The organism is uncultured Abyssibacter sp. (assembly GCF_964000955.1).
Taxonomy (GTDB): domain Bacteria; phylum Pseudomonadota; class Gammaproteobacteria; order Nevskiales; family OUC007; genus Abyssibacter.
In genome coordinates this window covers 1-11,383 of record NZ_CAXFCL010000298.1, presented here as the reverse complement: position 1 = coordinate 11,383, position 11,383 = coordinate 1, and the positions used below count along the sequence as shown (strand labels likewise).

Sequence of the window (11,383 nt, the reverse complement as noted above, 5' to 3'; positions counted from 1 at the left end):
TGCCGGATCGCCGGCGTCGAAGCTGCCGTCTGCGCGGAGCGTCAGCGGGGTCCGGTTGCCGGCGAGGTCCACGCTGTGGAGTCCGTCGGTGTCCGCTTCCAGTGTCAGGGTGTAGTAGTGCGGCGCGAAGTAGTGGCCGGCCAGCGTGGCGGCGCGTTCGGGGTCATCGACGGCCTCGGCGGGTTCGGGCGCGCCGGGCGGTTGACCGAGGTGAATGTCCAGCACCTTTCGCAGGCGGTCGACCCGGTCGTAGGGAAAGTTGCCCGCGATGGTGACGCCGAGATCGGCCTCCGGAACGTAGCAGAACACCGCGCGAAAGCCGGAGGACGATCCGGTGTGCATGATTACCTCGCGGCCATCGAGGGACGTGTGCCGCAAGCCGAAGCCGTAGGAGACCGGCGTGCCGTCATCCAGTGTGCCGTTGGTGGTCATGCGCCGGATCAGCGCCGCATCACCGACGACGGGATCGCTGAAGTTGGCCATCCATTTCGCCATGTCGTCCATGGTCGTGATCAGGCTGCTGGCGCCCACGTTCTCGTAGCTGATCGGGTCGCGAATCCAGGTGCCTTCGGTCTCTCCCGTGGCGTAGGACTCGGCCCGGCCCGGGACAATCTCGGTGTAATCGTCGTCGAAGAAGCTGTGGGTCATGCCCAGCGGCTGGAAGATGTGCTCATCGCTGTACGCGCGCAGCGTCTGCCCGGTGACGGCCTCGACGATCTCCGCCAGCAGCAAGTAACCGCCGTTGCTGTACCACCACTGGCTGCCGGGCGGGAAGTTCAGGCTGCGCTGGCGGGCGTACATGTTGAGTACCGGCTGCTGGCGCAGCAGATCGTCCAGGTCCCGGCCACCCGTCAGGTACAGCGCGAAGTGGCTGCGCAGGCCACTGGTGTGCAGCAGCAGGTGACGCGGCGTGATGGGCGCGCCGAAATCGGGCAGCCAGGGCAGGTATTCGCGGATATCCGCATCCAGATCGACCTTGCCGTCGCGTTCCAGCAGCAGGATCGCGAACCCGGTGAACTGCTTGGACAGGCTGGCGACGCGGATGGGTGTTCGCGCCGTCATCGGGATGCCGGATTCCAGATTGGCCAGACCGTAACCCCTTGCGAGCAATGGTTTGCCGGCGCGCGTGATGGCGACGGCGATCCCGGGTTGATCGTCGCCGGTCATGGCCTGAAACAGCGCGTCGACTTCCTTGGCGTGGGTGTCGTCCGCCTCGGTGACGGGCTCCGCCGGCTTCGCGCAGGCGTGCATCGCGCCGACGGCGACAAGCAGCGGGACGACGCGCAGGAGGCGCGGAAAGCGGCTGGGCATGGATGGTCCGGTCAGGAGGATGCTCATCACGCTAGGGGATCGTCCCGCGCGCCGCATCCGAAAAAACACGGAGCACGATACTGGCCTGATATCGGTACTTCCCCGGAAGCGGGTCGGGAGGGTGGGTGGCTAACGTCATCCGACTTGCATCAGGGGAAAGGGAATGTTCAGAACAGGGATTCGCCCGCGGCAACTGCGACGGGGTATCGTGGTCGCGACCGCGCTGATCATCGCGCCGCCGGGGGTGGCCGGGGATGGACATGATCTCGAGCAGATCAACCGCATCATCGATATGGGCTTCAACCATAGCGAGGTTGCGACCACCGCGGCCCATTTGACCGACCGAATCGGTCCGCGATTGACCAACTCGCCCGGTGCCCGCGAGGCGGAAGCCTGGACGCAGGCGCGCTTTCGCGACTGGGGACTGCGGGATGTTCGCGCTGAGGGCGTGGAGTTCGGGCGGGGCTGGAGCATCGAATCCTTCGATGTGCGGCTGGTGGCGCCGCGGTCACGTGACTACGACGCCATCCCGGTGGCCTGGACGCCATCCACGCCGGGTACCGTCGAAGCTCCCGTCGTGCTGGCCGTGCTGCGGGACGACGACGACTTCGACGACTGGCGCGGGCGGCTGGCCGGCAAGATCGTGCTGGTCTCGCAGCCCGAGACGCCGGATGAGCCGCGCTACCCCAAGTTCCAGCGCAAGGATCGCGATGAACTGCGCGAGCTGGATCGCTATCGGCAGCCCAGGCGGGATCATGATGCGCATGTGCATCGGGAACTGCGCCGGCGCGGTTTCGCCAAGCGCCGCGATGCGTTTCTGGCTGCCGAGGGCGCCCTGGCCTGGGTCCGCACCGGCTACGCCGAGGGCAACCTGATCTGGGGCGGCGGCTACCAGCATCGCGTGGGGGAAACACCGACCCTGCCGGGGTTCGAGATGGCTCGGGACCACTACCGGCAAATCGCCAGGCTGGCGCTGGGCGACACGCCGCCGGTGCTCGCCCTGACCAGCGTGGTGCGCTTTCACGACGATGACACGCGGGCCTACAACATCCTCGCGGATCTGCCGGGGCGGGGCCGCCGCGCGGGTTACGTGATGGCCGGTGCGCATCTGGACAGCTGGGCGTCATCGGACGGCGCCCAGGACAACGCGGCCGGGGTGGCCATCGTCATGGAGGCGGCGCGCATTCTGGCGCGGCTGGATGCCCGGCCCAAGCGCAGGATCCGCTTCGCGCTGTGGGGCGCCGAGGAACAGGGCATGTTCGGGTCGCTGGCCTACCTGGAGCGGTATGTCGCGCGCCGAGGGCCGTTGCCGGATGCGACCTACGCCGATCTGCCGCCGTTTCGTGTCTGGGATCAGCGCTGGCCGATCACGCCTCTGGAGGGTCACGGTGAGCTGTCGGGGTACTTCAACCTGGACAACGGTTCGGGACGGATACGGGGCATCTACACCGCCGGCAATGTGGCCGTGGTGCCCTTGCTGAAGCACTGGCTGCGACCGTTCGAGTCGATGGAGGCGGACCATGTAGTCGCGGCGCCGACGCGCGGCACGGATCACGTACCAATGCGCCAGGTCGGCATCCCGGCCTTCCAGTTCATCCAGGATTCGCTGGACTGGGTCGCGCATACGAACCTGGACAACTACGACCACCTGCGTATCGACGATATGCGTCAGGCCGCCGTTGTTCTGGCCGCGTTGCTTTGGCAGGCGGCCAATCACGACACGCCGCTGCCGCGGATGCCATTACCCAGTGAACCGGTGCATTACGACCCCTTCGCCTACCCGGAGCCGGACCACTGATCCGGGGACGTCAGAACCGGACGAGATAGGCCAGTCGGACCCGGTCGATCCAGCGGCTGTCGGCGTCCGAGGCCGCCCGCAGGTGGTACCAGTACAGGCTGAGCAGCGAGTGCTCCACGGGCACCACATCCACCGTGACTGAATGGAGCCGGTAGTCCGTCGACAGCGGCGTGTTGTCGTGTGAGAACGCGGCCAGCACGGCGTCGGTGTCCGCGGAACTGGCCGCATAGCTGAGACGCCAGTCGCCACGCCGGCTCGTGCGGCCGGCCTGCAGGCCCAGGAGCCAGGCGGCGTCGTCATCCGGTGCACCGGTGTTGCGGACGGCTTCGGCGGTCAGCGTCAGCGGCCATCGGGCGTTGGCGCCCACCCAGCGAAGACGGGCGATGAGGTCGATCAGGTCGAAGTCGGAGCGGTAGAGGCCGCTGGCGTCGACACGGTTGCCGCGAATGTCGCCGCCGTCCGCCGCGGCGAGACTGTCGATGCTGTAGTCGTAGTAGCCAAGGTCGGTCGAGACGGACCAGCCTGCGGAGTCGCCCAGCGTGACGCCCGCCTGCACACCCGCCATGGTGGCGTCGTCGCCCGCGGCCTGTTCGTCGATCACGAAGTACAGGGAGCGCAGATGCCAGGCGTCGGTTTCGTAGGCGGCGCTCGCGCCCTGGGGATTCACGTCGCCGTCCCAGACCAGATCGGTCCGGGTGAACGGTTGCGGAAATTTCCCGCCCTGCAAGGTCCAGCCGCCACGTGTCCAGCGCAGATAGGCCTGGTCCAGGCTGACGGTGAAATCGTCGGCGAAGCCGGAGAGCTGAACGTCGCTGCTGTTGGGGTCGTCCGGGTTGCCGGTGACCATACGCGCGCCAGCCTCCAGGCTGTCAGCGATGGCCGCGTTCGCGCCGACGCGCAGGCGGAACTGGCCGCTGTGGCGGCTGTCAGCCGACGGGTTCGAGTAGTCACCCTGCGCGCGCAGTCGCGCATCGCCGAAGACCGTGAAGGCATTCCATCTGGACTCCAGCGCCTCCACACGGGATTCCAGGGAATCCGGCGTGGTCGTCTGGGCGTGGGATGCCCCGAGCGGGAGGACGGACAGGCAGAGAAGGGGAAGGACAGCACGCTGCATGGGAACTCCGGACTGCGGGTTGGGACGGCGATGGCGCCGCCCGGCCCATGGTCCGGAGTCGGGATGCAGCCGGCATCAGGGCGAGCACCTATCCGTGTGCCACCCGTTAGCGGCTCCGCAGGTGATCGAGGATGCGGGCGTTGAGCCAGTCGGGTTGTTCCAGGGGAATCCAGTGCCCGCCGGGAACGCGTTCGAAGGTCCAGTCGCCATCCACCCAGCGCCCGGAGTCCCGCATTTGCGACTCGACCAGAAACCGGTCGCCTTCGCTCCAGATACCCAATGTGTTCGCGCGCACGGCGGGTTGGCGTTGCAGCAGCACCGTCGGCAGGCTGGCCCGGTAGATGCGCAGTGCCGCGGTCAGCCGTCCGGGTTTGGCCAGGCGGGTCATCACCTCGTCCATTTCCGGATGCGAACGGAACACACGGCGCAGGCTGAAACGGCCGTCACCGCGCAACAACGTCTCCGACAGGCCCGCCATCAGGAAGAAGATGATGTACCAGCCGGCGAGCTTCTGATCCGCCCCCGCTCTCGCATAGGCCATGGGGTGTCCGACGGAGAGGGCTACCAGATGGTGGATGCGGTCCGGGTCATGTCCGGCGAGCAGCCAGGCCAGCACCGCGCCCCAGTCGTGGCCGATGACGGCCGCCCGGGCGATGTGCAGATGGTCGAGCAGGGCGCGGTGATCCTCGGTGATGGTCCGCGCGTTGTAGTCGGCCAGCTTCGCCGCGACCTGGGATTCGCCGCATCCGACCGTGTCCGGCGCGAGGCAACGGTAACCGGCCGCGTGCAGGGCCGTGATCTGGGCGTCCCACATGCGGGCGGTGTCGGGGAAGCCGTGCAGCAGCAGCACGACGGGGCGGTCGCTGTCGTCGGGCGCGGAGTCCAGATAGGACAGCGACAGTCCGCGGTGCGTGAATGTTCGGCGTTCGACCGATTCCGTGGTCATGGTGTCCTCCCTGTCCGGCGCGATGGGCGCGGCCATCGTACCGGAGCCGGCGCGGGTGGACGTGGGAGGCTTATTCCGTGCGCATCGGGACCGGCGCGACCGCGACATCGAGCTGGTCCATGAGCCCGAGCAGCAGGGCATCGTCGCCTTGCCGGGCCGAGAGCAGCGAGCCGATCGGCAGGCCGTTTGATGACCGCGACAGCGGCAGCGACACCGATGGCGCGCCGGCGAGATTGTGGATCGGGGTATACGCCATGCGCGAGAACACCCGGTCCAGCAACGCGTCGAACGGCTGCATCGGGTCCATGAGGCCGATCGGCCATGGCGGTTCCGGCAGCACCGGCGTGAGCAGCACGTCCACACCGTCGAACAGAGCGTCGTACTGACGCCTGGCCTGGTCGATGATCGCCATGACCGGCGGATGGTCGGGGTGGCGCCGGCTCCAGTCCGCCAGTCCCAGCGTCCAGGTTTCCAGCGCGTCCGAGTCGTCCGTGCCCAGACGGTCACGGGCGAAGGCCGCTGCGTCCGCGCCGACGGCGGACCAGATCGTGAGCTCATCCCGCATCAGCGCCTCGCCATCCAGTGGCCAGTGGCTGAATGGCAGGATGTGATGGCCGAGGGCCTCAAGATCAGCGGCCGTCTGTTCGATCGCGCCGCGCACGTCGGGATGAGGTTGCCGCCCGCTCAGGGTTGGGAGGATCAGTCCGATTCGCAGCGGCCGCGGCGCCCAGGCGGGCAGCGGTTGGTCGCCAACCAGTTGCAGGGCCGAGCGCAGGTCGCGAGCCGATCGTGCGATCAGTGCATCGGAGACGATCAGGTCCTCGATGGCGTTGGGTGCCCGCGCCCGGACGTGCTGACCGCGACTGGGCTTGAACCCGATGACGCCGCAGTGAGCCGCGGGCATGCGGATGGAACCGGCTCCATCGGCCGCATGTGCCAGTGGCACCATGCCGCAGGCCACGGCGGCTGCCGCGCCGCCGCTGGAACCGGCGGTAGAGCGGTCCGGCGCCCAGGGATTGCGGGCGGCTCCGAAGTGCCGTGATTCCGTGCAGGGCAGCAGCGAGAATTCCGGGACATTGGTCTTGCCCAGCGGAATCAAGCCGGCGGCACCCAGTCGCTGGACGTAGGGATAGGCGTGCGTGGCGGGTGGTTGCGTGCCGAATGCGCGACAGCCGTAGGTGGTTGGCCATCCCGGGTAATCCAGACTTTCCTTGAGCAGACAGGGAACACCGGAAAACGGGCTGGGCGGATCATCCAGGGAGACCGACTTCGCGGCTTCGCGCGCCTGCTCGAATGCGGTGAACACAACGGCGTTCAACGCCGGGTTCAACGCTTCGATGCGCAGGATGGCGGATTCGACCAGCTCCGCGGGCGTGACGGCTCGCGTGGTCAGCGCCTGGTGCTGCGCCGTCGCGTCCAGGGCACCCAGCTCGAACGCCCGCGCCGTGGTCAGGTTCATTGCCGCGGTCGTCCGCCGGAGGCCACCGCGCGGGTTTGTTCCATCACGCGGAGCAGGTTCTCGCCGGTCAGTTTGGCGACGTCCTCGTCGCTCCAGCCCCGACGCATCAGTGCCGCCAGCAGCGCCGGGTAGGCATCCACGCCCGCCAGGTCGATCGGCAGGTCGCCGACGCCATCGAAATCGGAACCGAGGCCCACGTGATCAATGCCGGCGACGTCGCGGACATGCTCGATATGGGCGATGACGTCCAGCAGCGTGACCTCCGGTTTCGGGTGAGTGGCATCCCAGGCCGCCAGGGCCTCGCGAGCGCGCTCCGGCTGGCCAATGTACAGCCCGGAGAAAGGTGGTGACGACAGACGCGCCTGCTCGGCGGCGCGCGCGGCCACCCACTCGTTGTAGGCCGCGGAGACATAGCCGGGGTAGAACACCACCATCACCACGCCGCCGTTGGCCGGCAGCCGGCGCAGGATGTAATCCGGGACGTTGCGCGAGTGGTCGACGACGCCGCGCGCCCCGGAGTGCGAAAAGATGACCGGTGCGGCGGTGGTATCCAGCGCCTGCTCCATCACCTGCGGGGAGACGTGGGAGAGGTCCACCATCATGCCGATCCGGTTCATCTCGCGGATCACCTCGTGGCCGAACGGTGTCAGGCCACCATGCCGCGGATCGTCCGTGGCCGAGTCGGCCCAGTCGATGGTCCGGGCATGGGTCAGCGTCATGTAGCGCACGCCGAGCGCGTGAAACTGGCGCAGCACCGCCAGCGATCCGCCGATCTGATGGCCGCCTTCCACCCCCAGCAGCGCCGCGATGCGGCCGTCGGCATGGATGCGGCGTACATCGGTGGCGGAATACGCCATCTCCATCGCATCTGCGTTGCGTGCGGTCATCACCCGGACCAGGTCGATCTGCTCCAGCGTGTGGCTGATCGCCTCCGACGGCGCCAGGGTGTTGGAGACGAACACCGACCAGAACTGTGCGCCAACGCCGCCGCGCCGCATCCTGTCGAGGTCGGTGTGCATCGGGTGCGGGGTGGCCGGCCCGAGATCGGTGATATCGATGCCGCGTGCGGTGTCGCCGTAATGGTGATCCAGCGCCCAGGGCAGATCGTTGTGCCCGTCGATGAGAGGTGTGGCATCCAGCACCCGCTGGACACGCGTGTCGATGTTATCGGCAGCAAAAGAAACGGCCGCGAACAACGCGGCCGCAATTGCCAGGGCGTGGGATGACGTCATGTCTTCTTGTTATCGGGGAGTTCCAGGGGGGGGCGTGCGAAATCTTGGCGCGGGCCGCGGGCGTGTCGTGGTCAGCCCAGCAGCCGTACCAGCTGGGTTCGGCCACGCAGGTCCAGCTTGCGGTAGATCGCGTTGAGCTGGCACTCGATCGTCCTTCGCGAGCGGTGAATGCGATCGGCGATTTCATGGTTGCGCAGGCCTTCGGCGACCAGCAGGGCGACCCGTCGCTCGCTGGGCGTGAGCTGCTCCAGCACCCTTTCACGCTCGAGCTCGGCACGGGCGAGCGCGGTGTGGTCGCGTGAACTGGGGACAAAGCCGACCAGCAGATGCGGCTCGTCATCCGTGTCGTTCAGTTCCACCGTCAGCGCGAGTTCGGACAGATAGGGATGCTGCAGACGCAGTCCGCGCGGGGGTGCTTCCTGCCGATCGCGAGCCTCCCGGCGAAGGCGGGTGGTGAGCAGTTCAGTGGCGTGGGGAACGAGTCTGTCGACGGACCAGCGCTGGATGGTGGAGTAGGGGGCGTCGCGCAGGCCGTCATCCCATTGTGCGTGCAGCCGGCGGGCCTCCGAGGAGGCGAAGCGGATGTCGCCACCGGTGGTCACGCACATGACCGCGGGCAGAAGACGCGTGGCCATCGGCTCGACGACCGCGCAGAGGTCGACCTGAACCGGAGGCTGCGACGGACGGGGCATTAGTTCACGAGTGGGCCGTGGTTGATGCGGGGAATCGTATGGTCGGTACATCGCTGGTCCTCACGAGCCTTCTGGGTAGATTTCGTGGGCACCATTTAGGACGCCTAAGCGAGCACTGACAATGCAGCAATTCTCCCCGATGTATTAGAAAAAATAATATTTAGGGGTTTTCCACCGCGGTGGTGGTGGCGGGTGGTATGCGAGCGCAAGTGTTCAATTGCCGTTGAACAAGCCGATGAATGGTGCTGCCAACCGCTTGTATGGCGCGCGTGGAAGGCTTATGTTGCAGAGCAGCATCCTTACTAATAGGTAAGTTCGATGAATGTTGATTCTCTGTCCTTGATGGCATGGCTGGTCGTCGCTTCGGTCGCGGTGTTCGCCGTGCTGGGCACCCTGATCCCGATGGTGCTGGACTGGGGCGTGGAGCGGCGCCTCCGGACGGTAACCGTTGATACATCTTCCGCTGCGCTGGCCGCGGTGATTGACGCGGAACTGCGCGCGACGCCCGAGGGCCGCTGAAGGCCGGCGGCGCTCGGCGGATGGTCCGCCGGAACGCGCTTTAGTCGGTGACCGCGTAGAGGTCGGTGTAGACGTCGACGGGCGTGCTTTCCAGGGCTTGTTGATCGCCGCTGAGTGCCTGAATCCGCGCCTGCCGGTCGCCCGGCAGGATGCGCGCGAGATTGCGCTGGAACTTCGCTTCCAGCAGCGGGATGCCTTCGTCGCGTCGCCGCTTGTGGCCGATCGGATACTCGACCGCCACTTCGTCGAGACGGCTGCCGTCGCTGAACTCGACGGTCAGCGCGTTGGCGATGCTGCGCTTGTCCGGGTCGAGATAGTCGCGGGTCAACGCCGGGTCTTCCACGCAGCGCATCTTGTTGCGTAGCGCGTCGATGCGCGGGTCGGCGGCGACATCGTCCTCGTAGTCCGCCGAGGTCAGGCGGCCGAAGAGCAGCGCGATCGCCACCATGTACTGCACGCAGTGGTCGCGGTCGGCCGGATTGTTCAGCGGACCCTGCTTGTCGATGATGCGGATGCAGGATTCGTGGGTGCGGATCGTGATGCCGGCGATGTCATCGGTGCCGCGGCCGGCCGCCTTGAGCTGTTCATGCAGCGTGATGGCGGCCTCGGCGGCGGTCTGGCCGTGAAACTCCGCCGGGTAGCTGATCTTGAACAGGATGTTCTCCATCACGTAGTCGCCGTAGGGTCGCTGGAACCGGAACGGCTGGCCCTGGAACGAGACGTCGTAGAAGCCCCAGGTCTTCGCCGTTAGCGCGGTGGGGTAGCCCATCTCGCCGGTTTTGGCGATTAGCGCCAGCCGCACGCCGCGGCTGGTGGCATCACCGGCCGCCCAGCTCTTGCGGCTGCCGGTGTTGGGAGAATGCCGGTAGGTGCGCAGGCTTTGCCCGTCGACCCAGGCGTGGGACACGGCGGCGAGCTGCTGCTCGCGGCTGAGCCCCAGCATGTGGGCGACCACCGCCGTGGTGGCGACCTTGACCAGCACGACGTGATCCAGCCCGACGCGGTTGAAGCTGTTCTCCAGCGCGATGCAGCCCTGGATTTCATGCGCGCGGATCATCGCGGTGAGTACATCGCGCATGGTCAGCGGTTCGCGCCCCTCGGCGACGGCCGTCCGGCTGAGCCAGTCGGCCACGGCGAGAATGCCGCCGAGATTGTCCGAGGGATGGCCCCATTCCGCGGCCAGCCAGGTGTCGTTGAAGTCCAGCCAGCGGACCATCGCGCCGATGTCGAAGGCGGCCTTGACCGGATCGAGCTGGTACGCGGTGCCGGGCACCTTCGCCCCATCCGGCAGTGACGCCCCGGGCACGAGCGGCCCGAGCAGCTTGCGGCAGGCCGGATACCCCAGCGCCTCCAGGCCGCAGCCCAGCGTATCGATCAGGCAGTGCCGGGCGGTGGTGTAGGCGAGGTCGGAGAAATCAGCCGGGGCGTTGACGTAGTCGACGATATCGACCAGTTCCTGGTCCCAGTCGGGGCGCGTGGCGGGGTCCGGATTTGCGGTGCTCATGGTTGTGCGACCGTGAATCCGGAACGCGGGTTCCATGAGCGCCCGGCGGAGATCGCCAGGCGTGAATCGGTCGGAGTTCCCCTAGAACGCGTCACCGGGGATGTGCACCGCGCCGCTCATCAGCACACGGGCGCTGCGGCTCATGATCGCCTTGGTGACCTGCCATTCGCCGTTGACCAGCGTGGCTTCCGCGCCGACACGCAGCGTGCCGGACGGGTGTCCGAAGCGCACGGCCGTGCGGTCGCCGCCGCCGGCCGCGAGGTTCACCAGCGTGCCGGGGATGGCCGCCGCCGTGCCGATCGCCACCGCCGCGGTGCCCATCATGGCGTGATGCAGTTTGCCCATGGACAGGGCGCGAACCAGCAGGTCGATCTCGTCGGCCGGGACGGGCTTGCCGCTGGAGGCGACGTAGTCGCTGGGCGGGGCGACGAACGCGACCTTGGGCGTGTGCTGGCGGCCGGCGGCCTCGGCGATGTCCTGGATCAGGCCCATCTTCACCGCGCCATGGGCGCGGATGGTCTCGAACATCTCCAGCGCCTGCTTGTTCTCGTTGATGTCACCCTGCAACTCGGTGCCGCGGTAGTCGATGGCATCGGCGTTGATGAAGATCGTCGGAATCCCGGAGTTGATCATCGTTGCCTGGAGCGTGCCGACGCCGGGCACCTCCAGATCATCGACCAGATGGCCGGTGGGGAAGATCGAGCCTTCGCCATCGGCCGGGTCCATGAACTCGATCTCGACCTCGGCGGCGGGGAAGGTCACGCCGTCCAGCTCGAAATCACCGGTTTCCTGCACGTGACCGCCGGTG

Annotated in this window: 10 protein-coding genes; 2 read left to right on the top strand and 8 right to left on the bottom strand. The window is 67.4% G+C overall.

Annotated features, from left to right (window positions below; translation table 11 throughout):
* The coding region (locus ABNS06_RS14295; RefSeq protein WP_348675270.1) for a serine hydrolase domain-containing protein at positions 1-1,338 on the bottom strand (1,338 nt) is incomplete at its 3' end.
* A gap of 136 nt (positions 1,339-1,474) precedes the next feature.
* On the opposite strand from ABNS06_RS14295, the gene ABNS06_RS14290 reads away from it, so the two are divergent.
* The gene (locus ABNS06_RS14290; RefSeq protein ID WP_348675269.1) at positions 1,475-3,109 is read left to right on the top strand and encodes a M20/M25/M40 family metallo-hydrolase; all 1,635 of its coding nucleotides are present in this window, start codon (positions 1,475-1,477) and stop codon (positions 3,107-3,109) included.
* 10 nt (positions 3,110-3,119) lie between these two features.
* Here the strand turns inward: ABNS06_RS14290 and ABNS06_RS14285 are convergent, their stop codons facing one another.
* From ABNS06_RS14285 to ABNS06_RS14265, 5 genes are all read right to left on the bottom strand, one after another.
* Entirely contained in the window at positions 3,120-4,223 is a 1,104-nt protein-coding gene (locus ABNS06_RS14285) for a putative porin (protein ID WP_348675268.1), read from the bottom strand.
* A gap of 106 nt (positions 4,224-4,329) precedes the next feature.
* Positions 4,330-5,169 carry an alpha/beta fold hydrolase gene (locus tag ABNS06_RS14280; RefSeq protein ID WP_348675267.1) on the bottom strand — a complete coding sequence of 280 codons (840 nt, stop codon included), beginning with the start codon at positions 5,167-5,169 and terminating at the stop codon, positions 4,330-4,332.
* A 70-nt stretch (positions 5,170-5,239) separates the two neighbouring features.
* Positions 5,240-6,628 (bottom strand): amidase family protein, encoded by a 1,389-nt coding sequence (locus ABNS06_RS14275; RefSeq protein ID WP_348675266.1) that lies wholly within the window; start codon positions 6,626-6,628, stop codon positions 5,240-5,242.
* The gene (locus ABNS06_RS14270; protein ID WP_348675265.1) at positions 6,625-7,860 is read right to left on the bottom strand and encodes a dipeptidase; all 1,236 of its coding nucleotides are present in this window, start codon (positions 7,858-7,860) and stop codon (positions 6,625-6,627) included. The genes ABNS06_RS14275 and ABNS06_RS14270 overlap by 4 nt, the downstream gene beginning before the upstream one ends.
* Before the next feature lie 71 nt (positions 7,861-7,931).
* On the bottom strand, positions 7,932-8,495 hold the full coding sequence (locus tag ABNS06_RS14265; protein ID WP_348675264.1) for a LuxR C-terminal-related transcriptional regulator: 564 nt from the start codon (positions 8,493-8,495) through the stop codon (positions 7,932-7,934).
* Positions 8,496-8,870: 375 nt separating this feature from the next.
* Between ABNS06_RS14265 and ABNS06_RS14260 the strand changes: the two genes are divergently transcribed.
* Positions 8,871-9,071 (top strand): hypothetical protein, encoded by a 201-nt coding sequence (locus tag ABNS06_RS14260; protein WP_348675263.1) that lies wholly within the window; start codon positions 8,871-8,873, stop codon positions 9,069-9,071.
* Positions 9,072-9,111: 40 nt separating this feature from the next.
* Here the strand turns inward: ABNS06_RS14260 and ABNS06_RS14255 are convergent, their stop codons facing one another.
* Positions 9,112-10,575 carry a bifunctional 2-methylcitrate dehydratase/aconitate hydratase gene (locus tag ABNS06_RS14255; RefSeq protein WP_348675262.1) on the bottom strand — a complete coding sequence of 488 codons (1,464 nt, stop codon included), beginning with the start codon at positions 10,573-10,575 and terminating at the stop codon, positions 9,112-9,114.
* Between the two features lie 81 nt (positions 10,576-10,656).
* On the bottom strand, positions 10,657-11,383 hold a 727-nt coding region (locus tag ABNS06_RS14250; RefSeq protein WP_348675261.1), incomplete at its 5' end, for a PrpF domain-containing protein.

Coding starts and splice junctions, on each gene's coding strand:
- ABNS06_RS14290 (WP_348675269.1), top strand. CDS start 1,475: ATGTTCAGAACAGGGATTCGCCCGCGGCAACTGCGACGGGGTATCGTG.
- ABNS06_RS14275 (WP_348675266.1), bottom strand. CDS start 6,628: ATGAACCTGACCACGGCGCGGGCGTTCGAGCTGGGTGCCCTGGACGCG.
- ABNS06_RS14255 (WP_348675262.1), bottom strand. CDS start 10,575: ATGAGCACCGCAAATCCGGACCCCGCCACGCGCCCCGACTGGGACCAG.
- ABNS06_RS14285 (WP_348675268.1), bottom strand. CDS start 4,223: ATGCAGCGTGCTGTCCTTCCCCTTCTCTGCCTGTCCGTCCTCCCGCTC.
- ABNS06_RS14265 (WP_348675264.1), bottom strand. CDS start 8,495: ATGGCCACGCGTCTTCTGCCCGCGGTCATGTGCGTGACCACCGGTGGC.
- ABNS06_RS14270 (WP_348675265.1), bottom strand. CDS start 7,860: ATGACGTCATCCCACGCCCTGGCAATTGCGGCCGCGTTGTTCGCGGCC.
- ABNS06_RS14260 (WP_348675263.1), top strand. CDS start 8,871: ATGAATGTTGATTCTCTGTCCTTGATGGCATGGCTGGTCGTCGCTTCG.
- ABNS06_RS14280 (WP_348675267.1), bottom strand. CDS start 5,169: ATGACCACGGAATCGGTCGAACGCCGAACATTCACGCACCGCGGACTG.